Consider the following 26537-nt stretch of genomic DNA (forward strand, 5'->3'; position numbering starts at 1 on the left):
CCACCCCCGCCGCGACACCGCCGGGCCGGGGCATCGCGGCCTACGCTGCCTGTATGGCCCAGTTGCGGATCGCCCTCGCCCAGGTGGACACCACCGTCGGAGACCTGGACGGCAACGCGGAGCTGGTCAGCTCCTGGACCAAGCAGGCACTCGCCCGCAGCGCGCACCTGGTCGTGTTCGGCGAGATGACGCTGACCGGCTACCCGGCCGAGGATCTCGTCCTGCGCCGCTCCTTCGTGGCCGCCTCCGCCGCCGCCCTCGAGCGCCTGGCGGTCCGGCTCGCCGAGGAGGGCGCCGGCGAGATCGCCGTCGTCGTCGGCTACCTCGACGCCTCCCCGACCCCGGCGCCGGCGGTCGGACGTCCGGCCGGGGAGCCGCAGAACTGCGTCGCCGTGCTGTGGCAGGGCAGGGTCGCGGCCCGCTCGGCCAAGCACCACCTGCCCAACTACGGGGTGTTCGACGAGTTCCGCTACTTCGTGCCGGGCACCACGTTCCCGGTGTTCCGGCTGCACGGCGTCGACGTCGGCCTGACCGTCTGCGAGGACCTCTGGCAGGAGGGCGGCCCGGTCGCGGTGGCCCGCGAGGTCGGGGTCGGGCTGCTGCTGTGTATCAACGGGTCACCGTACGAGCAGGGCAAGTCCTACCACCGGGACGAGCTGTGCGCGCGCCGCGCCCGCGAGGCCGGCGCGACGCTGGCGTACGTCAACCTGGTCGGCGGCCAGGACGAGCTGGTCTTCGACGGCGACTCGCTGGTCGTCGACGCCGGCGGCGAGGTCCTCGCCCGGGCGCCGGTCTTCGCCGAGACCCTGCTCACCGTCGATCTCGATCTGCCCGAAGGCGCCGGCACCGGCGTGGGCCCGGAGACGGGCCCGGACGGGCCGGTGGACGCCGGCGACGGCACCACGATGGCCGTCAGCCGCGTCGTGCTCGCCGCCGATCCGCTGCCGGCCTGGGAGCCGCGCCCGGCGACGGTCGCCGACCGGCCCGACCCCGCCGGCGAGCTGTACGCCGCCGTCGTCACCGGGACCCGCGACTACGTCCGCAAGAACGGCTTCCGCTCGGTGGCGCTCGGGCTCTCCGGCGGCATCGACTCGGCCCTGGTGGCCACGATCGCGGTGGACGCCCTGGGCCCGGACGCCGTGCACACCGTGGCCATGCCGTCGGCGCACTCGTCCCAGGGCTCGCTGGACGACGCCGCCGAGCTCGCCCGCCGGCAGCGGACCCGGCACAGCGTCGTCCCCATCGAGCCGACCGTGGCCGCCTTCCACGCCGCGCTCGCGGCCGCGGGCGGCCTGCACGGGCTGGCCGCGGAGAACCTGCAGGCGCGGGTCCGTGGGACGCTGCTGATGGCGCTGTCGAACGAGCACGGCCACCTGGTTCTGACGACGGGGAACAAGAGCGAGCTGGCCACCGGCTTCTCCACCCTCTACGGCGACAGCGCCGGCGGGTTCGCCCCGATCAAGGACGTCTCGAAGACCAACGTGTGGGCGCTGGCCCGCTGGCGCAACGCGCGGGCGGTCGCCCGCGGCGAGGTCCCGCCCATCCCGGAGGAGATCATCGTCAAGCCGCCGTCGGCGGAGCTCGCCCCCGGCCAGCTCGACTCCGACCGCCTCCCGGACTATTCGGTCCTCGACGCCGTGCTCGACGACTACGTCAGCCACGACCTCGGCCGGGCCGAGCTGACGGCGGCGGGCCACGCCCCGGCGACGGTCGACCGGGTGATCCGCCTGGTCGACCTCGCCGAGTACAAGCGCCGGCAGAACCCGCCCGGGCCGAAGGTGACGTCCAAGGCGTTCGGCCGCGACCGCCGGCTGCCGATCACCTCTCGCTGGCGCGAGCGCGACCACTCTGCGGGCTGACCGCCGGGCGGCCCCGCCCGCGGACGGCCTGACCGCGGGCGGGGTGGGCCGTGCTCAGACCTGGATACGACGCTCGACGGCGTCGAGGATCTCCGCGACGGCCTCGCCCACCGGCACGCCGTTGCGCTGCGTGCCGTCCCGGAAGCGGAAGGACACCGCGCCCTTGGCGACGTCCTCGTCGCCGGCGAGCAGCATGAAGGGCACCTTCTGCTTCTGGGCGGTGCGGATCTTCTTCTGCATCCGGTCGTCGGAGGAGTCGACCTCGACGCGGATGCCCCGCTGCCGCAGCTTCGCCGCCACGTCGGTCAGATACGGCACGTGCTCGTCGGTGATCGGGATGCCCACCACCTGCACGGGAGCCAGCCACGGCGGCAGCGCGCCGGCGTAGTGCTCCAGCAGGATCGCGAAGAACCGCTCGATCGTCCCGAACAGCGCCCGGTGGATCATGAACGGGCGCTGGCGGGTGCCGTCCGCCGCCTGGTAGGTCATGTCGAAGCGCTGCGGGAGCTGGAAGTCGACCTGGATGGTGGACAGCTGCCAGGTGCGCCCGATCGCGTCCCGGGCCTGCACGGAGATCTTCGGCCCGTAGAACGCGCCGCCGCCCTCGTCCATGACGAGCTCGAGGTCCTGCTTGGAGGCGGCCTCGCGCAGCAGCTCGGTCGCCTCCTCCCACTCCTCGTCGCTGCCGATCGCCTTGCCCGGCGGACGGGTCGACAGCTCGAGGTAGAAGTCCTCCAGGCCGTAGTCGCGCAGCAGGCCGAGCACGAACTTCAGGACGGTGTCGAGCTCGGTGGGCAGCTGCTCGCGGGCGCAGAACAGGTGCGCGTCGTCCTGGGTGAGGCCGCGGACCCGGGTCAGGCCGTGCACGACCCCGGACTTCTCGTACCGGTAGACGGTGCCGAACTCGAACAGCCGCAGCGGCAGCTCCCGGTACGACCGGCCGCGCGACCGGAAGATCAGGATGTGCATCGGGCAGTTCATCGGCTTGAGGTAGTAGTCCGCCCCACCGTCGAGCTGCATGGGCGGGTACATGCCGTCGGCGAACCAGTCGAGGTGCCCGGAGATCTCGTAGAGATCCGACTTGGTGATGTGCGGGGTGTTGACGAACTCGTACCCGGCCTCGATGTGCCGGCGCCGCGAGTAGTCCTCCATCACGGTGCGGATCGCGCCGCCCTTGGGGTGGAACACGGCCAGGCCGGGCCCGATCTCGGTCGGGAACGAGAACAGGTCGAGCTCGGCGCCCAGCCGGCGGTGGTCGCGCTTCTCCGCCTCGGCCAGCCGGTGCTGGTAGGCCTTGAGCGCGTCGCGGGACTCCCAGGCGGTGCCGTAGATGCGCTGCAGCTGCGGGTTGTGCTCGCTGCCCCGCCAGTACGCCGCCGCCGAGCGCTGGACCGCGAACGCGGGGATGTGCCGGGTGGTGGGCACGTGCGGCCCGCGGCACAGGTCCTTCCAGCACAGCTCGCCGGACTTCGGGTCGAGGTTGTCGTAGATGGTGAGCTCGCCCTCGCCCACCTCGACCCCGGCCTCGGCGTCGTCGCCCGCGCTGGACTTCAGCCCGATCAGCTCGATCTTGTACGGCTCGTCGGCGAGCTCGGCGCGCGCCTCGTCCTCGGAGACGACCCGCCGGGCGAAGCGCTGACCGGCCTTGATGATCTCCTGGGCGCGCTTCTCGACGGCCTTGAGGTCCTCCGGGGTGAACGGGCGCTCGACGTCGAAGTCGTAGTAGAAGCCGTCCTGGATCGGCGGGCCGATGCCGAGCCGGGCCTTGGGGAACAGGTCCTGCACCGCCTGTGCCACCACGTGGGCGCAGGAGTGGCGGACGATGGCCCGCCCGTCCGGCGAGTCGACGGTGATCGGCTCGACGACGTCACCGGCGGCGAGCGGATGGGAGAGGTCACGCTGGAGACCACCCACGCGGGCCGCGATCACCGACCGCTCCCCGTCGAAGAGCTCGGCGGCCGTAGTCCCCGTCCGCACCACCCGCTCCTCGGCCTGCTGACCTCGCTGGACGGTTACGCGGACGTCGGACACCGGTTTCTCCTGCTGCGTTGGACGAACGACCGGGGCGTGCCTGTGACCGCCCCTGATCACGGATCGGCTGGTTCTCGGGGATCTGCGAATCTCGGGTTCTCTGGTTGTCGGGCCGGCTGGGCCGCGTGCCGGCCTCGAACCGCCGGTACCGGGCGCGTGGCCGCGATGCGTGCCAGGTCGTGCGGTTGCCAGGTCGTGCGGTCGCCAGGTCGTCCCGACCGCCGATGCTACTCGCGTGCTCCGGGCACCCCAACGGAATTACACGCACAGTGACACATCGGCCCTCGCCGGGCACGCGGACCGGCGTCCACCGGGCAGGCGGGCCGGCGACCACCCGGTGGGCGGACGGCTGCCGCCGGTGGGCGGGGACCGGTCAGCAGAGGCGGATACCACCCAGGACGGTGTCCACGATCTGGCCGATCCGGGTGCCGCTGACCTCGTGGCTCCCGCTGGTGTACTGGCGGTAGGAGACCGGGCCGACGAGCATGTCCGTCACCAGGTCGATGTCCAGGTCGGCCAGGAGCTCACCGTCGGCCACCCCGCGCCGCAGAACGCTTGCCACCCGCTCCCGCGACGGGACGATCACCTGCTGGCGGTAGGTCTCGAACAACTCCGGGTGGGTCTCCTTCTCCGCCAGCAGGCGCGGCATGATCCGCCCCGACAGCGTCTGGATGCTGTGCCGGCGCACCGAGTTGAGCGCGGCGACGAGGTCGTCGCGCAGCGAGCCGGTGTCGTGCGGCTCGTAGGGTTCCGCCAGCGTCGCCAGCGCGTCGGCGACCAGGGCACCCTTCGTCGGCCAGCGCCGGTAGACGGTGCCCTTGCCCACCCCGGCCGCGGCCGCGACCGCCTCCATCGACAGCCCACCGAACCCGCTGGTGGCCAGCTCGGTCAGCGTCGCCTGGATGATCGCGGTGTCGCAGCGGGTGTCCCGCGGACGCCCCGGCGGACGCACCACCCCTGAGGGCGCGGGCGCCGGCCGGCCCCCGGGCGCCGCCCCGCGCACGTGTGTGACGGCCATCAGACCGCCCGGCCCGACGGTGGTGGCGGCCCAGGCCGGTCGCCGTACTGGTCCATCCGCATGCCCTACTCCATCCGCATGCCCTACGCCACCCGCGCCTTCGTCACGCCACCCACGGACCGTGGACCGTGGACCGTCCCAGTCGGGTCTGCCCGCCCGGTGCCCCTGGGCACCCAGCGGCCCGGGGCACCCGTGGCCCCGGGCATGGCGACCCGGGCACCCGGTGACTCCGGGCACACTGTGCCGGCACGTTTCCCCGCCCGCGGCTCACAAGATCGGACAGTACGTCCGCGCGATGCCACACGCATCCGTTTGCGATTGCAGCGCGCCTGTGCATGATGCGCCACCGCAGGTCAACACACCAGCTCCGACACTCCACACAAACAATGGAGACCATCCGGACACACTCGGCATGCGCCGCCGCCGGGCCCAGGGAGGGCACGCGAGGGTGACAGCCCGGCCCCACCCCGTGGGCCGCGATGTCCCCCTCGGGCCGGTGCCCCACGGCAGGGCTCCGCGCGAAGGCGGATCGGTGGCAGCATGGGGGCACGCCGGGACGCGATCCCGCGCCCGGACGGATCACCGGGAGATCGCATGACTTCATCGATCGGCAAGCCCCGCTCATCCAGCGGCCCCGCCACGCCCGGAACGGAGCCGGCGGCGACGCTCTACGGCGCGCCGACCACGCCCCGAACCGGTGGCCAGGCGCCCGCCACACCGACCACCATCCGGCCCGCCAGCCACAGCCGGACCACAGTCCGCGACATCCGCGCGGCCAAGGACCGCGGCCAGCGGTGGGCCATGCTCACCGCCTACGACGTGATCACCGCCGGGATCTTCGACGAGGCCGGCATCCCGGTCCTCCTCGTCGGGGACTCCGCGGCAAACACCGTCTACGGCTACGAGACCACCGTCCCGATCACCGTGGACGAGCTGGTCCCGCTGGTCCGCGCGGTGGTGCGCGGCGCGCCACACGCGATGGTCATCGCCGACCTGCCGTTCGGCTCCTACCAGGCGAGCCCCGAGCAGGCGCTGACGACCGCGACCCGCTTCCTCAAGGAGGGCGGGGCACACGCGGTCAAGCTCGAGGGCGGCGCGCGGGTGCTGCCCCAGGTCGAGGCGCTGGTGGCCGCCGGCATCCCGGTGATGGGCCACCTCGGCCTGACCCCGCAGAGCGTCCACGCCTTCGGCGGCTACCGGGTACAGGGCCGCGACGGCGCCGGTGAGGTCCTGCTCGCCGACGCGCTGGGCCTGCAGGAGGCGGGCGCGTTCGCCGTCGTGCTGGAGGTCGTCCCCGCCGACCTGGCCGCCCGGGTGACCAAGGAGCTGCTGATCTCCACGGTGGGGATCGGCGCCGGCGCCGACTGCGACGCGCAGGTCCTCGTCTGGCAGGACATGGCCGGCCTGACCGGCGGCCAGGCGCCCCGCTTCGTCAAGCGGTTCGCCGACCTGCGCACGGCGCTCACCGACGCCGCGGCCGCGTTCCGTGACGAGGTGTCGAGCGGCCTCTACCCGACTGTCGAGCACAGCTACTGACCTCCGGCGGGGCGGCGGGCCCGCACCCGGGGCCCACCGCCCCGCCGTTCGTCCCGCCGCCCGCCGTCCATCCCGCTGTCCCGCGACGTTCGTCGGCCGCCGCCGTCCCGCCGTCCCGGTGTTCGCCGTTAGGGCCGGGGGGCCGCGGCGAGCGCGGTGGACAGCTCCGCGCGGGCCTCGACCAGCGACGGCCCGTACCAGGTGAGGAGCCGACCGGAGACGCACACCGCGGGCGCGACGAACGCCTCCGGCCCGTCCGACGGGCTGAACGCGTACGGCTCGTCGGGCAGCACCACGAGATCATGTGCGGGCAGCGTGTCGAGATCCACCCGCGGGTAGCGCTCGTCCGCCCCGGCGAGGGCGTTGTCGACCCCGAGCCGGGCCAGCAGGTCACCGGCGAACGTGTCGCGGCCGAGCGCCATCCACGGCCGGCGCCAGATCGGGACGACGGCGCGCCGGCGCGGGCCGTCGCTCGGCGCCGCCCAGACCCGCTCCGCCGTCTCCAGCCAGCTGGGACGGGGCAGCAGGCAGGCCAGGCGCAGCAGGCGGTCGAGGCTGCGCAGGGCCGCGGGCACGGTGGTCGGCGCCGTCACCCAGACGGCGAGCCCGGCCGCCCGCAGCGCGTCCAGGTCCGGCTGCCGGTTCTCCTCGGCGTTGGCGCAGACGACGTCCGGCGCCAGCGCCACGATCGCCGCGATGTCCGGGTTCTTCGTGCCGCGCACCCGCGTCACGGCCAGGTCCGCCGGCCGGGAGCACCAGTCGGTGGCCCCCACCAGCAGGCCGGGCGCCGTCGCCGCGACGGACTCGGTCAGGCTCGGCACCAGGGAGACCACGCGCCGGACCACAGCGGGGACGTCCACCCGCTCACCCAGATCGTCGACCGGCACGGGGTGGACGCCCGCTCAGACGTCGGTGACGCGCAGGCCGGCGTGCGCCTTGTAGCGGCGGTTGACCGAGATGAGGTTGGCGGTGAGCGCCTCGACCTGGCCGGCGTTGCGCAGCTTGCCGGCGTAGATGCCGCGCATCCCGGTGATCCGGTTCGCCAGCGCGATCACCGTGTCGGTCGCGGAGCGGTCGTCGCCGATGACCAGGATGTCGGTGTCGATCGACTCGACGGACTCGTCCATGAGCAGGACGGCCGACACGTGGTGGAAGGCGCCGACGACGGTGCTGTCCGCCAGCACGGCGGCGGCCTGCTGCGCGGCGCTGCCCTCGGCGACGGGCAGCGCGAACGCGCCACCCTTGTCGAAGCCCATCGGGTTCACGCAGTCGATCACGATCTTGCCGGCCAGCTGCTTGCGCAGGTCGGCCAGCAGCTCGCCGTGCCCCTCCCACGGGACGGCGACGATCACGACGTCGGCCCGCTCGGCGACGTCGGCGTTGTCGCCGCCGGAGATGTTCCGCCCGGACGCGGCCAGCTTCGCGGCCGCCTCCCGGCCGCGCTCGGCCGAGCGCGACCCGACGAGGACCTGGTGACCCGCCATCGCGAAGCGGACGGCGAGCCCGCCGCCCTGCGGCCCCGAACCGCCGAGGATGCCGATCACGAGCGAGGAGACGTCCGGAAGAGGCGTCGATGCTGAGCTCACCAGGCCATCCTGCCCGAAACCCGCTCCACGTGCCGACCACCGTCACACCCTGTGACTCCGCTCCCAGTTCGGGGTTCGCGACCCGACGAGCGCCGGCCCGCGGTGGGCTGCCAGGGAGAGGCGGGTTACCAGGGAGAGGCGGTGGGCGGGCCGGGGAGCACGCGGTATCGGCATGAGGGGTTCCCCACCCGAGGGTTGCCGGTGACCTCGACCGTCAGATACCACGAAGGCCCCACGCAGCACACAGGGGCACACAACGGTCGGCGGAAGGACATTTACCCCCACCCCCTCGCGGGGCCACCCACCCGATAGGGGACTATGAAGAAACAACGGGGTAGCTACGATCGTGATCATTGATGTGAGCTGGACTGATCCCCGGCTCGGGCAGGCGGCACCGACGCCTCCGGCGGAGCATCGCGATCGGCGAAGGAGCAGCACGAGTGGCGGATCTTCATCGAACTCTGACCACGACGCGGAGCACCGACGACCTGACGCAACGTGAGGATCCGTACGCTTCGGGGAGCCCCGGACGTGCGTTCGTCCCAGATGGGCCGTACCGTTCCCAATCACACGTAACAAGCAGATCTTCGGCAGGCAGATCTTACGAGTCAGGCGAGAGAGGTCGAGCAATGGCGGACGTGTCGGTTCGCTTCGCGATGACGAACGACAGCGAAGTGGTGCTGAACCTGTCGCTGCCGCAGGCACTGCGCCTGATGGAAGCGATCGCGCGCAAGGTGGGCGAGACCCTCGCCGAGCGCAGCAACCAGTCGGTGGGCGGGGTCGGCGGCGTCCCCTCGCCCGCGCCCTCCAACGGAATGCCGAGCCTGGGGCCGTACACGCCGTCCTGAAACGGCTCGCACCGTCCCGAACGAAGGCCGTCCTGAACAGGGACGCTCTGGCAGCAGGCCGGTCCGGAAGCAGGCCGGTCGACCTCACGGGTCGCCCGGGGTCATCGTCGCGCGCGTCGGTCACCCATGGGCGGCCGACCGTTCAAAGGGCACCCGACAACTCAGAGGGCACCCGACAACGGGGTGCCCGTCACGGGGTGCCGGCGGCAGGGCGCGGAGGAAAGACCTGGTCCGCACCGGGTGCCACCAGGCCGGCGTCCGCCGCGGCCAGGTCGGGGCCCGGCACCGCGCCGCCCGTGCCCGGCGCGGACGGATACCCGAACCCGGGCGGGCGTCGCAGGGCCCGCGGGTGGGACGACGCGTACACCTCACGCAGATGGTCCATCGTGACCAGCGTGTAGATCTGGGTCGTGCTGACCGAGGCATGCCCCAGCAGCTCCTGCACCACCCGGACATCCGCGCCGCCGTCGAGCAGGTGGGTCGCGAACGAGTGCCGCAGCACGTGCGGCGACGCCCCGGGAACGCCGGCCGCGTTCGCCGCCGCGCGCAGCGCCGACCACGCGCTCTGCCGGGACAGCCGGTTCCCCCGGCGCGAGACGAAGACCGCCGCCCCCGAACACTCGGTGACCAGATGCGGCCGTCCGCGCCGCAGGTAGCGTTCCAGCGCGGTCACCGCGTACCGGCCGAGCGGGACGACCCTGTCCCGCCCGCCCTTGCCCCGCAGCCGCACCGCGGACCGGTCCAGGTCGAGATCGTCCAGGTCCAGCCCGACGGCCTCGGAGATCCGCGCGCCCGTCCCGTAGAGCAGTTCGAGCAGGGCCGCGGAGCGCAGCCGCCGGGCCAGCTCCGCCGGGTCGCCGCCGGAGACCTCCGCGTACTCCGGGCCGCCGGCCACCGCGGCGGCGATGACCGCGCTCACCTGGTCGACGGTGAGCGCCCGCGGCAGCCGCCTGGGCGGCACCGGCGGCCGGACCGGACGGGCCACGTCCTCGCTGACGTCGCCCTCCTGCGCGGCGAACCGGTGCAGCGACCGGACCGCGACCAGCATCCGGGCCACCGACGCCGGGGCGAGCGGCGGATGGGTCTCGTCGCCCTCCCGCAGGGCGGCGGCGAACTCCGCGATCTGCGCCTCCCCCACCGCCGCCAGCGAGGTGATCCCGCCGGCCGCCAGGTGCTCGCGGTAGCGGCGCAGGTCACGGCGGTAGGCCAGCACCGAGTTCCGGGCCAGCCCGCGCTCGCCGTCGACGTGGTCCAGGTAACGCTCGATGACCTGGACCGGGCCGGCCGGATCGCCCGGCGGCCCACCCCGGCGGGCGTCGCCGCCTTCCACCGTGGTCATCATCGAACTGATATTAGGACGTGGCTGCGACGGTTCACCGTTGCCCGTCCCACGGCGCCGTCGAGCGTCTATCGTGACAGCTTGTGCGGACGGGCATTGTATTGTCACGTTTCGCCGCACGTCGGGGGTACACCATCGCCACCACCTCGATAGCCGGCCCGGTTCGCGCCGGATCGGCCCGCGCGGCCTCGGTCTGCGCGGCCTCGCTCCTGGCGGGCTCGGTCCTCACCGGCTGCGGAGGCGCGGGCCCCTCGGGTGGGGCACCGCCGCCCGCACGTCCCGGCTCCGCCACGGTCGGCGGCCCGGTGAGCCCCGGCCCCGCCGGCAGCCCGGGCACCGCGGCGGCCACCGGCACCTCGGCACCGACCACCACCGCCGGCGGTGCGGCCGACCCGTCCGACGACTCCCCCGCCGCGGCCGGCCGGGTCGTCGAGGCCTACTACCGCGAGATCAACGCCGCCGCCCGCGGCGGGCGGGTCGCCGACGTCTCGGCGACCGCGCTGCCGGGCTGCCAGACCTGCGCCCTGGACGTCGGCATGACCCGCCGCCTCGACCAGCTCGGGCTGCGCGCGGCCCAGGAGCCCTACGAGATCACCGGGCTGGCCGCCGGCGAACGCACCGGCACCGTCGTCGACGTTCGCTTCACCGCCACGACCCGACAGGTCCACCTGCTCGACCCGGCGGGCCGCGACGCCGGCACGGAACCGGCCGTGCCCACCCGCACCGCGACGGCCCGCCTCGCGCTGACCGGCCCCGGCTGGCGCGTCCAGACCATCACCTACGCCGCGGGGTAGCCGTGAGTCACCGCCGCGGCCACCTGGCCGCCCTCGCCGCACTGGTCGCGGCCGCGCTGCTCGCCCTCGGCGGAGCCGGTCCCGGCCCGCTGTCCGCGCCGGGATCTCCCGCCTGGGCCGCCCCCGTGCCCGGTCCGGAGACGGCGGCGCAGGTCCCGTGCACCGGAGCGCGGTGGGGCAGCTGCGACACCCGGGCCACGGACAACGGCTACCAGTACCGCTACCGCGGCGGGTACCTCGAGCGGGTACCGCTCGGCGGCGCCACCGGCGGGGGTGGTGGCGGCGGCTGTGGCGACGACTGTCCGCCCGACCCGGACGCGCTGTGCGCGCTGCTGACCGGCGTCGGCCCCGCCCCGGAGATGACCGCGGCGGAACGCGCCGAGTACGACGCGCTCGTCGCGAACTGCGGCCCGGTGCTCTACGACCCCGACGGCATCGCCGTCGCCGACATCGCCGCGCAGCTCGCCGACTACCTGCGCGAGGAGCTGCTGCCCACCCCGGACGTAGTGATCCAGCCGGTCGGGAACAGCTTCGCGAACCTACCGACGATCATGCACACGGCGGTGCCCGACGCGTTCACCTTCGACGTCGCCGAACCCGTCCTGGCCACGATCAGCGCGAACCCGCACTACGTCTGGGACTTCGGCGACGGCGAGACCGGCCCGGACGCGCCCGGCCGCCCCTACGACCCGGCGATCTCCCCCCGCGACCACCCGGACGCCTACGTCGCCCACGCCTACCACCGCCCGGGCACCTACCAGGTGACCCTCACCGTGACCTGGGACGGCTTCTTCACCGTGCCCGGGGTGGCGCAGGCGTTCCCGCTGGCGGACGTCGTCCTCGCCGCGGCCGAGCCAATCACCATCGAGGAGGCCGGCGGCGTGCTCGTCGACAACGACTGAGCCCCGTACACCGGTACTGTCGACGGGCGCCGATCAGCCGCTCGCGGCGGGCCGGGCCGACCATTCCGAGCCCAGCGGGCGCAACCGCTCGTACCCGTCCACCCGGGCGCGGTAGGTCGCCAGCAGGCCGATCACCGCCATCCCGTTGGTGATCTCGCCACGCATCACCCGGTCCACCGCCTCCGACAGGTCGACGCGGGTGATGTCCATCTCGGCCTCCTCGTGGACGCCGACATGCCGCTCGGCCGCCGGGATCTCCACCAGGTCACGGGCCAGGAACAGCCGGAAGGCCTCGTCGGTCATCCCCGGCGAGGCGTAGACGTCGACGAGCAGGTCGAGACGGCCCGGCCGCAGGCCCGCCTCCTCGGCGAGCTCCCGTGCGGCCGCGACGGACGCCGGCTCGCCGGGGACGTCGAGGATGCCCGCGGGCAGCTCCCACAGCTGGCCGCCCACCGGGTGCCGGTACTGGCGGACCATCACCACCCGCTCCTGGTCGTCCAGGGCGACGACGCCGACCGCGCCCGGGTGCACCACCACGTCCCGCTGGGACGTGTCACCGTCGGGCATCCGCACCATGTCACGGCGAACGGCGATGACCCGCCCGCGGTAGGCGACGGAGCTGTCCGCCACCTCGTAGGTGTGCACGGCACCGCTCATGGGGAAACCAGCTCTCCGTCGCTCACACCGGCCGCCGCGGCCGGCCCCGTGGACCCACCGGGCAATGCGGCACCCACGGCACCACCGGCACCACCGGTACCCGCGGCACCGCTGGCACCGGCGGTCGTGCCGGCGGTCGTGCTGGCGCCGGTCGCCACGCTCTGCTCCGCACGGCCCCGGCGGGCCCGCCCACCGGCCGACCGGGCACCGTTGCCCGCCCGCGCACCGGCCGCGTCACCGTCACCGTCACCCGACCCGATCATGTCACCATCGGCGGGCCCGCCACCCGCGACGCCGCCGCCCCCGACGCCACCGTCCGGGATGTCGACGGGCAGCCGGCCCCGGCGCCGGTCGGCGTGGGCCACGGCGGCGGCGGCGAGCCCGCGGAACAGCGGGTGCGCGCGCGTCGGCCGCGACCGGAACTCCGGGTGCGCCTGCGTCCCCACGTAGAACGGGTGGACGTCGGCCGGCAGCTCGACGACCTCGACCAGGCGGCCGTCCGGCGAGGTGCCGGAGAACACCAGCCCGGCGGCAGTCAGCCGCTCCCGGTAGGAGTTGTTGACCTCGTAGCGGTGCCGGTGGCGCTCGAGCACCTCCGGCTCGCCGTACTCCCGGCGGGCGACGGTCCCCGCGCCCAGCGCGCACGGGTACAGGCCGAGCCGCATCGTGCCGCCCATGTCCCGCTTGCCGGCGACCACGTCGTGCTGGTCGGCCATCGTGGAGATCACCGGGTTGGCGGTCTCCGGGTCGAACTCGGTGGAGTTCGACCCGGCCAGCCCGGCCAGCGAACGGCCGGCCTCGATCACCATGCACTGCAGGCCCAGGCAGATCCCCAGCGTGGGAATGCCATGCTCGCGGGCGTGCCGCAGCACCTCGATCTTGCCCTCGATGCCGCGGATCCCGAACCCGCCCGGAACGATGATCCCGTCCACGCCTTCCAGCGCGTGCGCGGCGGCGGCGGGCGAGGTGAACTCGTCCGACCCGATCCAGCGGATGTCCGCGCGGGCGTCGACGGCGAACGCGCCGGCGCGCAGCGCCTCGGTCACCGACAGGTAGGCGTCGGGCAGGTCGACGTACTTGCCGACGATCGCCACCGTGGCGGTGTTCGAGGGATGGTGCACCCGGCGGAGCAGGGTGTCCCACTCCGTCCAGTCGACGTCCCGGAAGCTGAGGCCGAGCCGGCGCACGACGTAGGCGTCGAGGCCCTCCTTGTGCAGCACCTTCGGGATGTCGTAGATCGAGCCGGCGTCCGGTGCGCCGACGACCGCCTCGTCGTCGACGTCGCACATCATGGCGATCTTGCGCTTGAGCGCGTCGGGCAGCGGCCGGTCGGAGCGGCAGACCACCGCGTCCGGCTGCAGGCCGATGCTGCGCAGCGCCGCGACCGAGTGCTGGGTCGGCTTGGTCTTCAGCTCACCCGACGGCGCGAGGTACGGGACGAGGCTGACGTGCACCGTCAGCGCGTTGTCCCGGCCGACCTCGTGCCGGACCTGGCGGATCGCCTCCAGGTAGGGCAGCGACTCGATGTCGCCGACGGTGCCACCCACCTCGGTGATCACCACGTCCACCGAATCGGTGGCCAGCCGGCGGATCCGGCCCTTGATCTCGTCGGTGATGTGCGGGACGACCTGCACCGTCTCACCGAGGTACCCGCCGCGCCGCTCGCGGGCGATGACCGCCGAGTACACCTGCCCGGTGGTCACGTTCGCGCTGCCGTCGAGGTCGACGTCGAGGAAGCGTTCGTAGTGCCCGATGTCCAGGTCGGTCTCGGCGCCGTCATTGGTGACGAACACCTCGCCGTGCTGGAACGGGTTCATCGTTCCCGGATCAACGTTCAGATACGGGTCGAGCTTCTGCATCGTGACCCGCAGACCGCGGGCCTTGAGTAGACGGCCGAGGCTGGACGCCGTCAGTCCCTTACCGAGACTGGACGCCACACCTCCCGTCACGAACACGTGCTTGGTCACATGCGCCTGCGCCACGCGGAACCCCCGTGGTCACGCCGCCGGTCCGGCCCCGGCGCCTCCACGGGTCTTCACGGTAACACCGTGCCGAGCAGGCCAACGCCCCGCCCCGCCGCCGGCCACCCGGCTCGCCGGGGCCGGGCGGTCACGGCTGGGCGAGGGCGGCCTTGTCGGCGGCGGCGGCGGCGAGCAGCTCCTCGGCGTGGCCGCGGGCCAGCGAGCTCTCCTCCTGGCCGGCCAGCATCCGCGACAGCTCCCGGACCCGCCCGGGGCCGTCGAGCGCCACCACGCCGCTGCGGGTCACCGAACCGTCATCGGCCTTGCGCACGACCAGGTGCCGGTCGGCGAACGCGGCGACCTGCGGCAGATGGGTGATGCAGATGACCTGGTGGGTGCGGGCGAGCCGGGCGAGGCGGCGGCCGATCTCGACCGCGGCGCGCCCGCCCACTCCGGCGTCGACCTCGTCGAAGACCATCGTCGCCCCGGCGTCGGCCGCCGCGAGCACCACCTCGATCGCCAGCATCACCCGGGAGAGCTCGCCGCCCGAGGCGCCCTTCTCGACCGGCCGGGCCGGCGCGCCCGGGTGCGGAACCAGGCGAAGCTCGACGTCGTCGATCCCGCTCGGCCCGTAGGCCAGCGTCCGGCCGCCGACAGGCAGACCGTTCGGGTCGTCGCGGTGCCCGACCGCCGCCTCCACCCGGGCCCGCGGCATGGCGAGGCCGGCCAGCTCGGCGGCGACCGCCGCGCCGAACCGCTCGGCGGCGGCGGAGCGCGCCGCGCTGATCCGCTCGGCCAGGCCGGCGAGCTCCGCGGTCAGCTCGGCGCGCTCGGCGGCCAGCGCGCCCGTCTGGTCGCCGTCGGCGTCGAGCTCGAGCAGGCGACGCCCGGCGGTGTCGGCCCACCGCAGCACGCCGTCGACGTCCGTGCCGTGCGCGCGGGCCAGTGCGGTCAGCGCCGCCTTGCGTTCCTGCGCCTGAGCGAGCCGCTCCGGGTCGGACTCCACCCCGGCGGCGTAGGAGGCCAGGTCGGCGGCCACGTCGGTCAGCAGGCTCGACAGCTCCGTCAACCGGCCCGCCAGTTCCTCCAGTGCCGGGTCGAGCGCGGCGTCGCCGGCCACGATCCGGCGGGCGGAGCCGACCAGCTCGGCGGCGGCGGGGACGTCCTCACCGGTCGCGGGGTCGCTGACCAGCGCGCCGTGCGCCGAACGCGCCACCCGCAGCAGGGTCTCGGAATGTTCCAGCCGGCGCAGCTCCGCGTCGAGCGCGACATCCTCGCCGGGCTGCGGCGCGACCCGTTCGACGTCGGCCAGGCCGAGCCGGAGCAGCTCCGCCTCCTGCGCCCGCTCCCGCGACCGCCCGGTGATGTCGGCCAGCCGGGCGCGGACCTTCGCCAGCCGCGCGTACACCTGCCCGTACCGGACGAGCGGCTCGGCGACGGAGGCGCCGGCGAACCGGTCGAGCGCGTCGCGCTGGGTCGCGGGACGGCGCAGCCGCTGCGCCTCGGACTGCCCGTGCACGGCGATCACGTTCTCGGTGATCTCCGCGAGGACACTCGCGGGCACCGAACGCCCCGCGAGCTGGGCCCGCGAGCGGCCCTCGGCGCTCAGCGTGCGGCCCATGATGATGACGTCCTCGTCGACGTCGCCGTCGAGCTCGCGGACACGCTTGGCGAGCCCGGAGTCGGCCGGCACGACGAGCCGGGCCTCGACGAAGGCACGCCCGGCCAGCGGGGAGACCAGCGCGTAGTCGGCGCGGCCCCCGGTCAGCAGGCCGAGCCCCTGCACGATCATGGTCTTGCCGGCGCCGGTCTCGCCGCTGACCACCGTCAGCCCCGGCGCCAGGTCGAGGACGGCGTCATCGATGACCCCGAGGCCACGGATGCGAATCTCCTCGAGCACGCCCCGAACTCTAGCGTCACCCCCACCACGGACGGCACCCGGAAATCGGGGAGATCGGAGCCGTGCCACCGATTCCGGTCACGTCACCACGCCGGCCCCGCTCGCCCCGCCACTTCTCCGCCCGCCGCGTCCTCCCAGCTCAGCGGGCCGAAACCCCGGCAGCCCGGCCGGCTCAGCGCCCCGAGCGGCCGCGCCACCCCACCACCGGCAGGTCGAACTTGGCCACCAGCCGATCGGTGAACGGACGTGGCCTGATTACCGCCAGCCGCACCGGGCGCCGGCCCCGCACCACCTCCACCCGCGACAGCTCGGGGACGTCGACCAGTCGCCGCCCGTCGCAGTAGAGCACCGCCGGGACGTCCGGCAGCACCTCGATGGCCACGGTCGACGTCGGGGTGAGCACCAGCGGCCGGGCGAACAGCGCGTGCGCGCTGATCGGCACCACCAGCAGCGACTCCACCCCCGGCCACATCACCGGGCCGCCCGCCGAGAACGCGTACGCGGTCGACCCGGTCGGCGTCGAGCAGATCACGCCGTCACAGCCCCAGCGCGACAGCGGCCGCCCGTCGATCTCCAGGACACACTCGAGCATCCGGGCCCGCCCGGCCTTCTCCAGCGACATCTCGTTGAGCGCCCAGCCGGTGTAGATGAGCTCGCCACGGTGGCGCACCGTCACGTCGACGGTCATCCGCTCCTCGACCGAGTACTCCTTGCGGACGACGTGCTCGACGGTGGCCTCCAGCGCGTCGGGCTCCGCCTCGGCCAGGAAGCCCACGTGCCCGAGGTTGACCCCGAGCAGCGGGATGTCCGCCGAGCGGGCGAACTCGGCGCCGCGCAGCAGGCTGCCGTCACCACCGAGCACGAGCACCAGCTCGGCGCCGACCGCGGCGTCGGTGTCCCCCGTGACCACGTTCGGCGCCGACAGGTCGAGCAGCTCGGCCTCGTCCCGCAGGACCCGCGGGGAGACACCGGCGGCCACGAGCATCTCCAGCACGCGCTGCGCGCTCTCCCGTACAACGGAACGGCGCGGGTGGCTGACGACGAGTACCTCGCGGGTCATCGGCCGGTCCTTTCGCCGTCGGCTCGGGCGTCCTGGCCGGCGTCCTGGGACGACGGCGGCGGCGCTGGGGCGGGGGCCGCCGTGCTCGCGGGCCCCGCCTCGATCGCAGCGGTGATCATCGCCTCGACCTCGCCGGAGGTCGGGCGGACGTCCGCGCGCAGCCAGGCGAGGTACTCGACGTTGCCGGCGGGTCCCGGCAGCGGGCTGGCCGCCACGCCGCGCGCCCCCAGCCCGAGCCCCTCGGCAGCGGTCACGACGGTGCGCACCGCCCGGGCGTGCAGGGCCACATCACGGACCACACCACCGGAGCCGAGAAGCTCCCGGCCCACCTCGAACTGCGGCTTGACCAGCAGGACGAAGTCGGCGTCCGGCGCGGCGCACGCGCGCAGCGCGGGCAGCACCAGGACCAGCGAGATGAACGAGAGGTCGCCCACGACCAGCTCCACCGGCTCGCCGACCTGCTCGGGCGTGAGGTTGCGGACGTTCGTCCGGTCCAGCACGCGCACCCGCGGATCGGAGCGCAACCGCCAGACAAGCTGCCCGTATCCGACGTCGACGGCCACGACCCGCGCCGCGCCGTACCTGAGGAGCACGTCGGTGAACCCGCCGGTCGACGCACCGGCGTCGAGGCACCGCCGCCCGGCGACCACGAGCGCCGGCGGCCCCGCCACCGCCGCGGGCGAACCAGGCCGAGCCGGCACATCAGGCTGGCCGGGCCCGCCAGACAGGCCGGGCGTCCCGGGCGCCGGGACGCCGAACGCCTCGAACGCGCCGACCAGCTTGTGCGCTCCCCGGGAGGCATAGCCGGGGTCGTCGTCCACGGCGAGCACGATCGACGTCGCCCCGTCGACGACCGTCGCCGGCTTCGTCGCGGTGACGCCGCCGACCCGCACGCGGCCCGCGGCGATCGCCTCGACCGCCCGTTCCCGGGAGGAGACGAGCCGGCGACGGACAAGCTCCGCGTCCAGACGGATCCTGCGGGCCACCGGTGATCCCGCCCGTCTCACCGAGGTGCCCGGGCGCCGCCCGGGCCGGGGCCCGGAGCAGGACGCGGACCGGCACCCGGAGCAGGGCCCGAGCCGGGACGCGGACCGGGGCCCGGAGCAGCGCGCGGCCCGGGATCCGGGCCGGCGGTCGGACCGGGCGACGGCGCCGCGCCCGGGCCGCGCGACGAGCCGCCCGCGAGATCCTCCAACGATTCCTCCAGCAGCCGGTGCACGTCCTCGAACGCCTCCAGGTGCTCGGCGGCCGGCCGACCGGGGAGCGTGGCGAGCCGCGCGAGCGCCGCGCTCAGCTCGGCGGACAGTTCGTCGGTGTTCACCGAACCAGCCTCTCGCATTCCGGGGGGCGTCCGCGCCCGGCCGCGGCATCACCTGGCGGGCACGTGGCTGCCCTCACATCCGCCGGCGTCCCGCCGGGGGCGGCACGCACACGCTAGTGTCGCTGACGGCCGGATCCGCCGTACCCGGAGGATCCATTACGGCACGGACGACGGGTGCTGCGGGCGCAGGAGGTGACCGTCCAGCATGGCGGACAGACTGCAGTGCGAGGCAGCACTGCGAGCCCTCGCCGACCGGCTCGACGAGCTCACACGCGAGCGCCGGCCGCCGCGTACCCCGGACCGGGTGATCGTGTGCCGGATCCCGGACCTGCGGACCACGTTCTCCGGCCAGCTCCGCGACGGCTGCCTGCGCGACATCGGCGAGGGCGAGCTGCCGGGGGCCCAGATCACCCTCACCCTGAGCAGCGACGACCTGCTCGCCGTGACCGACGGCACCCTTTCGGTGACGACGGCGTGGGCCAGCGGCCGGCTCAAGGTCGACGCGAGCGTCCGCGACCTCCTGCGGGTCCGCTCCCTGCTCTGACCGTGCCGGCTCCGGCTGGGCCGGCTCCGGCTGGGCCCTGCTTCTGATGGGCTCCTGTCCCGACCGGGCCCGCGGGTCGCCGGGACGTCGTCAGCGCGCGGCCGGCGCGCGCAGGTCCTCGCAGCCCGGCGGCCGATCAGTGGCCAGGGCCTCGACCGGACGGCCCTCGTCCGCTGCCGCCCAGACCAGCGCGCACGCGGCCCGCAGCGCGTCCAGCCCGTCGTCCGGCCCGGCGTCCAGCCCGTCGCTCCCGGGGTCGGCCTGGTGCCAGCGCAGGGTGCCGCCGTTCAGGTCGCACGTCCACCCGCCGCACCGGGATGAGCCGTCCCGGGCGAGCGCGGCGGGCTGGGGACGCAGCAGCCCGCGCAGGTCGGCGGCGAGGAAGGTCGGCCGGTGCCGCGCGGGCGCGCCGAGCAGCTCCGCGGGCCCGGTGACACCGGTGAACACCAGCAGAGTCGGCGTGCCGGCGCGGAAACCCGCCTCGATGTCGGTGTCCAGCCGGTCGCCGACGATGATCGGATCACACGCGCCGCTGCGCCGCACCGACTCCGCGTGCATCGCGAACTCCGGTTTCCCGGTCACCTCTGGCTCCGCGCCCGTCGCGGCCCGGACGAAGGCCACCAGCGCCCCGTTACCGGGCGCCAGGCCACGCTCCGTCGGCACCGTCAGGTCGGTGTTGCTCGCGACCCACCACGCCCCCGCCCGGATCGCCAGCACCGCCTCGGCCAGCCGGGCATAGTTGATCTCCGGATCGAAGCCCTGGACCACGGCGGCCGGCTCGTCCGCGGCCGACCCGGTCGGGACCAGGCCCTCCGCGCGCACCGCCTCCCGGAGCCCGACACCTCCGGCGACCAGGACCACCGCCCCGGCCGGTAGCCGTTCGGCGAGCACGTGCGCCGCCGCCTGCGCCGAGGTGACGACCTCCGACGGTTCGGCTGGCACGCCGAAACCCGTCAGCCGCGCGGCGACGGTCTCCGGGGTCCGCAGCGCGTTGTTCGTCACGTAGACGGTGCGCATCCCCTGCCGGCCCGCGGCCTCGATGGCCGCCGCGGCGTGCGGCACAGCCCGCTCGCCGCGGTTCACCACCCCGTCGAGATCCATCAGCGCGACGTCGAACATCGCCGCCAGTGGACGGCTCATGCCGGCGAGCACGGACCGCGCCGTGCCCGCCGCCTCTCGGGGGACCGTCACGCGCGGTTCAGAGCGGCCCGCGCCCCGCGCAGGGCGACCCCGTAGTGCGCCAGATCGGGCCGCATCGCCACCGCGAGCGCAAGATGCTCGACGGCGGAGCGCAGGTCGCCGGTGCGGCGCGCGGCCATCCCGAGGCCGAACTGGGCGTAGTCGTCGGTCGGATGGCGGTCGACGATCCAGGCGAAGGTCCGCAGGGCGTCGTCGTACTGCCCGGCCTCGAACTGCGCCCGGCCCAGCGCCTCCCGCACACTCGGGGACGCCGGCTCCGCCGCGACGGCATGCGCGAGGAGCTGCACCGCCGCGTTCGCGTCACCGTGCCCGAGCAGCGCCATCCCGCGGGTGTACCAGTCGTAGACCTCGCCGGCCGGTGAGCGGACCGACTCGGCCTGCCGCCGCTCACCGCCACTACCGCCGCCGCCGACGCCATTGCCATTGCCGTCAGCGTTGCCCTTGCCGTTGCCGTTGCCGTTCGGAACGCCGAATTCCTCCGTCATGGCACCTCCACGTCGTCCGGACCGCCACGGCCGTGGCCACCGCGGCGGCGGCATCAGCACCGCCGGGACGCCGCACCGGGCCGCGCCGGGCAGTCACCGGTCGCGGCCGAAGCCCGACCGGCACCGCCCATGACCGGCACCGGCGACCGGCCGTCATCCGGCCGGCCCCCCGGCCGACGTCCTCGGCGACCCAGGTGGGGTGGAGGCGTCCCACCCTCCCATCCAGTTTCGCCGCAAGCGGCGTCCACATGCCTCAACATCGGAATAACGGCCTGTCTTCCGCGGCGTGACCTGGCCGGCAGGCGGGGGCGACCGGGCAGCCCCAGCACCTACGATGCGCCTCATGGTTGCCCCTGACGCCGCCGTGCCCGTTCCAGCCGGGCTCGTCCTCGCGCCGTTCCGCGCGGCGCGGTTCACCGCCGCCGGCCCGGATCTCGCCGCGCTGACCTCCCCGCCCTACGACGTCATCGACGAGGACGGCCGCACCGCCCTCGAGGCGGCCGCGGAGCACAACGTCGTCCGGCTGATCCTGCCGCGGGACCTCTCCCCCGCCGAGTCCCCCGGCGAGCCGGACAGCCGGTACGACCGGGCGGCGCGCACCCTGCGGGAATGGCTGGACGCCGGGATCCTCGCCCGGGACGAGGCCCCCGCGCTCTACGTCTACGAGCAGGAGCAGGACGGCCACCTCCAGCGCGGACTCGTCGGCGCCCTCGCCCTGGCCGACCCGGACGCGGGCATCGTCCTGCCCCACGAGAACACCATGGCCGGCCCGGTCTCCGACCGGCTCGCGCTGACTCGGGCGACCGCCGCGAACCTGGAACCGATCTTCCTGCTCTACGACGGCGGCGGCCCGGCCAGCCAGGTCGTCGCCGCCGCGGTGACCACCCCGCCGATCGTGGACGCCCACACCGACGACGGGGTGACCCACCGGATCTGGGCGATCGACGACCCCGCCCAGCTGGAGACCATCGCGGCGGATCTCCTCCCCCGCCGCGCGGTCATCGCCGACGGCCACCACCGGTACGCCACATACCGCCATTACCAGGCGGAACGGCACGCCGCGGGCGACGGTGCCGGCGCCTGGGACTTCGGGCTCACCTTCCTGGTGGACGCGACCGCCAACGGCCCGCAGGTGCACGCGATCCACCGCGCCGTGCTGGGACTCACCCTCGCCGACGCCGTAGCGCGGGCCGAGGGCGCCTTCACCGTCCGCCGGCTGACCGAGGCCGCCGGCGCTGGCGCCGGCGCACCGGTCGACCCCGCGGCGCTGCTCGACGAGCTCGCCAAGGCGGGCCACGACGGCCACGCCTTCGTGATCAGCGACGACTCGGACGCCTATCTGCTGACGGCGCCCGCCGCCGATCTCCTCGCTCGCGCGCTGCCCGCCGACCGGTCGGCGGCGTTCCGCGGCCTCGACGTGACCGTCGCACACCTGGCGCTGATCACGAACGTGTGGGGCCTGGAGGACAGGGCCGGCGTCGTCGACTACTACCACGACGCCCCCGCCGCGCTCGCCGCCGCACGCGCCACCGGCGGTGTCGCGCTGCTACTCAACCCGACCCCGGTCGCCGACGTGACCGCCGTCGCCGGGGCCGCGGAGCGGATGCCCCGGAAGTCGACCCTGTTCACCCCGAAGCCACGCACCGGCCTGCTGATACGCCCGTTGGACTGACTCCGCTCAGGCGCCTGTCCTTGGCGCCTGTCCTTCGGGCTTTCGAGGGGCTCGGGTGCTCGAACGCCCGGTCTCTCTCGGGCGCTCAGCAGTTCGAGCGCCCGAGAGAGTGGCGGTGCTCCGGGGTCAGTCCTCGGATGTCCGGTGCGCTCCGGCCTGGTCCGCACCGCCCGGGGCGTCCGAGAAAATGATCTCTGGAATCGGCGGGGTGTCGGCGGTCACCTCCGCGGCAGGCACCGCGCTCGTGTCCTCGGCCGCGGAGAAGCCGACCTCGATGGGCTCCACGGCCGCGGCGGGCTCCGCCGGCGCCGGCTGCTCGACCGGTGCCGCCGGCTCGCCGTCGACGGTCACATCGACCGCTGCCCCGGCGTCACTGGCACCACCCGTGTCGCCATGGTCGGCGGCCTCAGCTTCCGCGTCCGCGTCACCGGCATCGTCGGCGTCGGCGTCGGCCAGCGCGGCGTCATCTGCCACGGCGTCAACGGCCGCACCTGTGCCGGAGGCGATCAGGCCGTCAGGGTCCGGTTCGTCTACGGCCGCGCCGTCGTGGGTCCCGGCGGCGGGCCCGTCGTCTTCGAGTCGCTCGTCACCGAGCAGCTCGTCCTCGAGCCGATCGCTCTCCGGCCCGTCGTCCTCGGCGCCGCCGTCCTCGTTGTCGATCTCGGTCTCGTCATCGGTCTCGTCATCGATGGTGAGCTCGTAGACGCGCTCGGCCGCGTCGGTCGTGTCCTCGTCGATGCCGGCCGTGGCTGTGAACCAGCGCAGCGCCTCCATCGTGCGACCGGCCGCCAGCAGCGCCTCGGCGTAGGCGTACCAGAGACGGGGCGTCCACGGCTTCGGCTCCGTTCTGGCGGTCACCTCGTCGCGCAGCAGCACCGCGGCCGCCTCCGGCTGACCCATGTCGCGCCGGGCACCGGACACGACGATCAGGAGCTCGGCCCGGCCGGCGGCGTCCAGCGCCGCGACACCCGGGTCCGAGAGGTAGTCGATCGCGCGTTCGGGCCGACCGAGGCCACGTTCGGCGTCAGCCATCAGCGGGAGGTTGTGGGACGAGCCGTCGATGCGGCGGGCCGCGCGCAGCTCCAGCAGCGCGGAGGCGAACTCGCCGGCGTGGTAGGCCGCGACTCCCACGGCCTCCCGCACCGCGGCCATCCTGGGCAGCCGGGCCGCCGCGGCACGCGCGTGAGCCAGCGCCTGCACCGGGTCGGTGTCGACGAGCAGCGCGGTCGCGACGAGGTGCCGGGCGATCGTCTCGGCCAGCGGCGCGGGCACGCTGCGCAGGTCACGGCGAATGTCGCGATCAAGCAACTCGGCCTTGGCCTCGTCCGGCAGCGCAGGTGCGGGCGGCCTGCGGCGCGCCGTGACGTCGTCCCTGTTCGGCCGGCCGGCCGGCCCCGCGGAGGATCGACCCCCGGCTCCGCCGGCCGGACGCGTACCGGGGCCCGAACGGCTGGGCCCGCCACTCACCCCGCCACGGCCGGCCCGAGGTCCCCCGCTCGATCCCGAGCGGGTGTCCGGACCACGGCGACCCGCGTAGGAGCCCCCTGCGCCGGCACGGTTCGCGTCGAACCGGCTCCCACCGGATCGATCCGGCCGAGCCGGCCGATCCGGCCGTTCCTGGTACGTACGTGCCTGATACGGACGTCCCGTGTCCGCGCGGCCCTGACCGGAGCGGCCCACGTCCGGGCGGCCCTGGCCCGCACGGGCCTCATAGGAGCGGGTCTGGTCGGGACGGGCCCGATCCGCACCGGTGCCCGGAGCGTCCGGTCGGTCCGTGCGCTCCGCCCGATCTACCCGGTCCGTGCCGGACGCGGGCTGCTCACGGTGCGTCGGCCGCGTGTAGGGCCGTGCGGACGAGCCCCCACTGGGCGGGCCACTCCGACGGCTGTCACCGCGATCGGACCCGGCGCCACGATCAGACCGGTAACCACGGTCGGACCCGGCGCCGCGATCGGGCCGGTAACCACGATCAGGTCCGGAGGCGCGATCAGACCGGTGACCACGGTCGTACCCGGAGCCGTTGGAGGTCCGGGCATCGCCGGTCGCACCGCTTTGCCAGGGCCGCGACCCGGCCGACGGGGGACGCCGGTCGACACCCGGGCCGCGGCCGGCCGCCGTCCCGTCGGACCTGCCCGGGCCGTCACGTCGAATCCCACTACGCGGACCTGCCGCGCCCCGTGTCGCCGCGTCCCCCGAGGAAGGTCGCCACTGGCCCGAGCCCTGCTCCCGTGAGCGCCGCTCGAACCGGTTCTCGCCCGAACCGCCGTTCCCGGGGCCCGCGGAACCGTCACGCCCACCGCCGACCGGCCGCCCGGCACCGTATGGACGCCCGGAGGAGCCTCGCGCCGTCTGGCCCGACGTCGGTCGTCCACCGGACGGTCGTCCACCGCCGTCTCCGTAGCTGCGCTGTCCACCGCGGTCGGGTGACGAACCGGCTCGAGAGCCGCCGCCGGCCCAGCCGCCGCCATCCCGCCGAGCATCACCGCGGCCACGCTCGTCACGACCTCCGCCGTGGCGGGGCCCGTCATGCCGAGGCCCATCGTGACGAGGGCCGTCATGGCGGGACCCCTCGTGTCGGGGGCCGTCGTGACGAGGGCCGTCGTGACGGGGTGTGGTGCCGCGGGCCGCGTCATAGGGCGGCCTGTCACTCTGCCTGGGGCGGTCTCCCGCCTCGCGGGACGGGCTCCCCGACCACTGCCGGCCCCGCGAATCCGAGGCCGGCGTGCTCCGGCCGGAGCCCTCCCAGCGGCGGGCCGGCCGGCCCCCCTCGGACCGGCCCTGCCCTTCCGGCCGACCGTGCGCTCCCGGCCGGCCCGCACCTCCGGACCAACGGTCTCCAGCAGGCCGCCCGCCGCTCGCTTCGCGCGGACCACCCTCACGCGACGAGGCGGGACGACCCCACCGCTCGCCGCCGGGTCCACCGGAACCGCCAGCGCCACCACGCCCCTGGCCTGTGCCAGCGGGACGCCAGGCGGCCTTCGGACGTCCGGCGCCCTGGCCGGGACCTCCCTGCCGGGACGGACCGCCGGCGCGCCCGGTGCCCTGCCGTGCGGGGGCACCACGACCACCAGCCCCCGCCGCCGAGGCGCCAGCCGGCGCGGGGCCTCGCCCACCGTCCGCACGCCGGACGAACCCCGTCCGGCCCGCATCGCCTCTGGTGACCCGACCGGAGCGCCGTGCATCGCCACCGGCATCCCGCCCGGACGAGCCGGACGAGGACGGCCCACGCCGGGCACCCGGCGCGTCACGGCGGCCCTCGGTGCGCCGCGCACCGCCACCGCCGGTGGCAGCACGGCCGGCCCTGGACGGCGGTTGGGACCTCGTCGACTCGTCGTTCGGCATAACCGACAGCATTCCCTTCGTTCCGGGGCGCCGGAACGCGGCCTCCCCAGGTGGATCTGATTCTGCGCGCGACCGACGTCCGCCGCCCGGCCGGCGCCCGCGGACCTCGCCGGCCATCGGGGTCTGACGCGGGGTCTCGCAAGTCTGACTCCAGCCGCCGGCCGGTCCAGCACAACCGTGGCGGGTGAATGAGTCTATGGACTCACTCAGGCGCCACGCTTTGCTCTGTCCGGCCCGGCAGAGGACTGGTTTGGCGCTCAGGGTCCCGAGCCGTGGGGGTCAGGCCCTCCAAACCTCAGGACCCCGGACCTCGGGGCTCTGACCTCCGAGGTCCGGGCCCGAAGTTCGAAGGTTGGCGGCTCGACGTTCGAGGGTTCAGGCTCCGGGCTTCGAAGGGGCAGGCGCCCAGGGCACCGAGCGGACTCTGTTCGGGACTCTCCGCTCCCCGAGCCCTGCCAGCGGGCCTGGAGCAGCCTCCGCCG

Annotated in this window: 21 protein-coding genes; 7 read left to right on the forward strand and 14 right to left on the reverse strand. The window is 74.7% G+C overall.

Annotated features, from left to right (window positions below; genetic code table 11):
* The first annotated feature begins 53 nt into the window (after nucleotides 1-53).
* Complete coding sequence (locus AC559T_RS22260) at nucleotides 54-1859, forward strand: NAD+ synthase (RefSeq protein WP_112106825.1); 1806 nt, start codon at nucleotides 54-56, stop codon at nucleotides 1857-1859.
* A 54-nt stretch (nucleotides 1860-1913) separates the two neighbouring features.
* Here the strand turns inward: AC559T_RS22260 and thrS are convergent, their stop codons facing one another.
* Together thrS and AC559T_RS22270 are read right to left on the reverse strand one after the other, a co-directional pair.
* Nucleotides 1914-3890, reverse strand: a complete 1977-nt coding sequence (gene thrS / locus AC559T_RS22265; protein WP_498869985.1) for a threonine--tRNA ligase — start codon at nucleotides 3888-3890, stop codon at nucleotides 1914-1916.
* 373 nt (nucleotides 3891-4263) lie between these two features.
* A complete protein-coding gene (locus AC559T_RS22270) occupies nucleotides 4264-4908 on the reverse strand; it encodes a TetR-like C-terminal domain-containing protein (protein ID WP_498869986.1) in 645 nt (214 codons plus the stop codon).
* A gap of 594 nt (nucleotides 4909-5502) precedes the next feature.
* On the opposite strand from AC559T_RS22270, the gene panB reads away from it, so the two are divergent.
* Complete coding sequence (gene panB / locus AC559T_RS22275) at nucleotides 5503-6444, forward strand: 3-methyl-2-oxobutanoate hydroxymethyltransferase (protein ID WP_112106822.1); 942 nt, start codon at nucleotides 5503-5505, stop codon at nucleotides 6442-6444.
* 128 nt (nucleotides 6445-6572) lie between these two features.
* Here panB and AC559T_RS22280 read toward each other — a convergent pair whose 3' ends face one another.
* Together AC559T_RS22280 and npdG are read right to left on the reverse strand one after the other, a co-directional pair.
* Nucleotides 6573-7331: a helical backbone metal receptor gene (locus AC559T_RS22280; RefSeq protein WP_235014098.1), complete on the reverse strand. Its 759-nt coding sequence runs from the start codon at nucleotides 7329-7331 to the stop codon at nucleotides 6573-6575.
* A gap of 15 nt (nucleotides 7332-7346) precedes the next feature.
* Nucleotides 7347-8030, reverse strand: coding sequence for an NADPH-dependent F420 reductase (npdG, locus tag AC559T_RS22285; protein ID WP_020459369.1), 684 nt, complete (start codon nucleotides 8028-8030; stop codon nucleotides 7347-7349).
* Between the two features lie 629 nt (nucleotides 8031-8659).
* On the opposite strand from npdG, the gene AC559T_RS22290 reads away from it, so the two are divergent.
* The gene (locus tag AC559T_RS22290; RefSeq protein ID WP_006542192.1) at nucleotides 8660-8878 is read left to right on the forward strand and encodes a hypothetical protein; all 219 of its coding nucleotides are present in this window, start codon (nucleotides 8660-8662) and stop codon (nucleotides 8876-8878) included.
* 190 nt (nucleotides 8879-9068) lie between these two features.
* On the opposite strand, the gene AC559T_RS22295 is transcribed toward AC559T_RS22290, so the two are convergent.
* Nucleotides 9069-10220 carry a tyrosine recombinase gene (locus AC559T_RS22295; RefSeq protein ID WP_071065387.1) on the reverse strand — a complete coding sequence of 384 codons (1152 nt, stop codon included), beginning with the start codon at nucleotides 10218-10220 and terminating at the stop codon, nucleotides 9069-9071.
* A gap of 80 nt (nucleotides 10221-10300) precedes the next feature.
* On the opposite strand from AC559T_RS22295, the gene AC559T_RS22300 reads away from it, so the two are divergent.
* Both AC559T_RS22300 and AC559T_RS22305 read left to right on the forward strand, forming a co-directional pair.
* The gene (locus AC559T_RS22300) at nucleotides 10301-11011 is read left to right on the forward strand and encodes a hypothetical protein (RefSeq protein WP_498869987.1); all 711 of its coding nucleotides are present in this window, start codon (nucleotides 10301-10303) and stop codon (nucleotides 11009-11011) included.
* Between the two features lie 2 nt (nucleotides 11012-11013).
* On the forward strand, nucleotides 11014-11913 hold the full coding sequence (locus AC559T_RS22305; RefSeq protein ID WP_071065388.1) for a PKD domain-containing protein: 900 nt from the start codon (nucleotides 11014-11016) through the stop codon (nucleotides 11911-11913).
* Between the two features lie 33 nt (nucleotides 11914-11946).
* Here the strand turns inward: AC559T_RS22305 and AC559T_RS22310 are convergent, their stop codons facing one another.
* The 6 genes from AC559T_RS22310 to AC559T_RS22335 all read right to left on the reverse strand — a co-directional run bounded on the left by AC559T_RS22310 (nucleotide 11947) and on the right by AC559T_RS22335 (nucleotide 18812).
* On the reverse strand, nucleotides 11947-12570 hold the full coding sequence (locus tag AC559T_RS22310) for an NUDIX domain-containing protein (protein ID WP_071065389.1): 624 nt from the start codon (nucleotides 12568-12570) through the stop codon (nucleotides 11947-11949).
* Nucleotides 12567-14552 carry a CTP synthase gene (gene pyrG, locus AC559T_RS22315; protein WP_498869988.1) on the reverse strand — a complete coding sequence of 662 codons (1986 nt, stop codon included), beginning with the start codon at nucleotides 14550-14552 and terminating at the stop codon, nucleotides 12567-12569. The genes AC559T_RS22310 and pyrG overlap by 4 nt, the downstream gene beginning before the upstream one ends.
* Before the next feature lie 127 nt (nucleotides 14553-14679).
* Nucleotides 14680-16431, reverse strand: coding sequence for a DNA repair protein RecN (gene recN / locus AC559T_RS22320; RefSeq protein WP_071065391.1), 1752 nt, complete (start codon nucleotides 16429-16431; stop codon nucleotides 14680-14682).
* A 172-nt stretch (nucleotides 16432-16603) separates the two neighbouring features.
* Complete coding sequence (locus AC559T_RS22325; RefSeq protein WP_071065392.1) at nucleotides 16604-17491, reverse strand: NAD kinase; 888 nt, start codon at nucleotides 17489-17491, stop codon at nucleotides 16604-16606.
* On the reverse strand, nucleotides 17488-18477 hold the full coding sequence (locus tag AC559T_RS22330) for a TlyA family RNA methyltransferase (protein WP_071065393.1): 990 nt from the start codon (nucleotides 18475-18477) through the stop codon (nucleotides 17488-17490). The genes AC559T_RS22325 and AC559T_RS22330 overlap by 4 nt, the downstream gene beginning before the upstream one ends.
* A gap of 17 nt (nucleotides 18478-18494) precedes the next feature.
* Nucleotides 18495-18812 (reverse strand): hypothetical protein, encoded by a 318-nt coding sequence (locus AC559T_RS22335; protein ID WP_498869989.1) that lies wholly within the window; start codon nucleotides 18810-18812, stop codon nucleotides 18495-18497.
* Between the two features lie 205 nt (nucleotides 18813-19017).
* On the opposite strand from AC559T_RS22335, the gene AC559T_RS22340 reads away from it, so the two are divergent.
* Nucleotides 19018-19356, forward strand: a complete 339-nt coding sequence (locus tag AC559T_RS22340; RefSeq protein WP_020459360.1) for an SCP2 sterol-binding domain-containing protein — start codon at nucleotides 19018-19020, stop codon at nucleotides 19354-19356.
* Between the two features lie 90 nt (nucleotides 19357-19446).
* Here AC559T_RS22340 and AC559T_RS22345 read toward each other — a convergent pair whose 3' ends face one another.
* Complete coding sequence (locus AC559T_RS22345) at nucleotides 19447-20547, reverse strand: HAD-IIA family hydrolase (protein ID WP_112106818.1); 1101 nt, start codon at nucleotides 20545-20547, stop codon at nucleotides 19447-19449.
* Nucleotides 20544-21041 carry a tetratricopeptide repeat protein gene (locus tag AC559T_RS22350; protein ID WP_498869990.1) on the reverse strand — a complete coding sequence of 166 codons (498 nt, stop codon included), beginning with the start codon at nucleotides 21039-21041 and terminating at the stop codon, nucleotides 20544-20546. The genes AC559T_RS22345 and AC559T_RS22350 overlap by 4 nt, the downstream gene beginning before the upstream one ends.
* Before the next feature lie 334 nt (nucleotides 21042-21375).
* Between AC559T_RS22350 and AC559T_RS22355 the strand changes: the two genes are divergently transcribed.
* Entirely contained in the window at nucleotides 21376-22713 is a 1338-nt protein-coding gene (locus AC559T_RS22355; RefSeq protein ID WP_498869991.1) for a DUF1015 domain-containing protein, read from the forward strand.
* Between the two features lie 126 nt (nucleotides 22714-22839).
* On the opposite strand, the gene AC559T_RS22360 is transcribed toward AC559T_RS22355, so the two are convergent.
* Nucleotides 22840-24021 carry a hypothetical protein gene (locus AC559T_RS22360; protein WP_498869992.1) on the reverse strand — a complete coding sequence of 394 codons (1182 nt, stop codon included), beginning with the start codon at nucleotides 24019-24021 and terminating at the stop codon, nucleotides 22840-22842.
* Nucleotides 24022-26537 lie beyond the last annotated feature (2516 nt).

Source organism: Frankia sp. Hr75.2 (assembly GCF_949319125.1).
GTDB lineage: Bacteria > Actinomycetota > Actinomycetes > Frankiales > Frankiaceae > Parafrankia > Parafrankia soli.

Bases quoted from the DNA above. Each gene is read 5' to 3' on its own strand.
- AC559T_RS22260 (WP_112106825.1), top strand. From the start codon at position 54: ATGGCCCAGTTGCGGATCGCCCTCGCCCAGGTGGACACCACCGTCGGA.
- AC559T_RS22270 (WP_498869986.1), bottom strand. From the start codon at position 4,908: ATGGCCGTCACACACGTGCGCGGGGCGGCGCCCGGGGGCCGGCCGGCG.
- panB (WP_112106822.1), top strand. From the start codon at position 5,503: ATGACTTCATCGATCGGCAAGCCCCGCTCATCCAGCGGCCCCGCCACG.
- AC559T_RS22290 (WP_006542192.1), top strand. From the start codon at position 8,660: ATGGCGGACGTGTCGGTTCGCTTCGCGATGACGAACGACAGCGAAGTG.
- AC559T_RS22295 (WP_071065387.1), bottom strand. From the start codon at position 10,220: ATGATGACCACGGTGGAAGGCGGCGACGCCCGCCGGGGTGGGCCGCCG.
- AC559T_RS22310 (WP_071065389.1), bottom strand. From the start codon at position 12,570: ATGAGCGGTGCCGTGCACACCTACGAGGTGGCGGACAGCTCCGTCGCC.
- AC559T_RS22325 (WP_071065392.1), bottom strand. From the start codon at position 17,491: ATGACCCGCGAGGTACTCGTCGTCAGCCACCCGCGCCGTTCCGTTGTA.
- AC559T_RS22340 (WP_020459360.1), top strand. From the start codon at position 19,018: ATGGCGGACAGACTGCAGTGCGAGGCAGCACTGCGAGCCCTCGCCGAC.
- AC559T_RS22350 (WP_498869990.1), bottom strand. From the start codon at position 21,041: ATGACGGAGGAATTCGGCGTTCCGAACGGCAACGGCAACGGCAAGGGC.
- AC559T_RS22355 (WP_498869991.1), top strand. From the start codon at position 21,376: ATGCGCCTCATGGTTGCCCCTGACGCCGCCGTGCCCGTTCCAGCCGGG.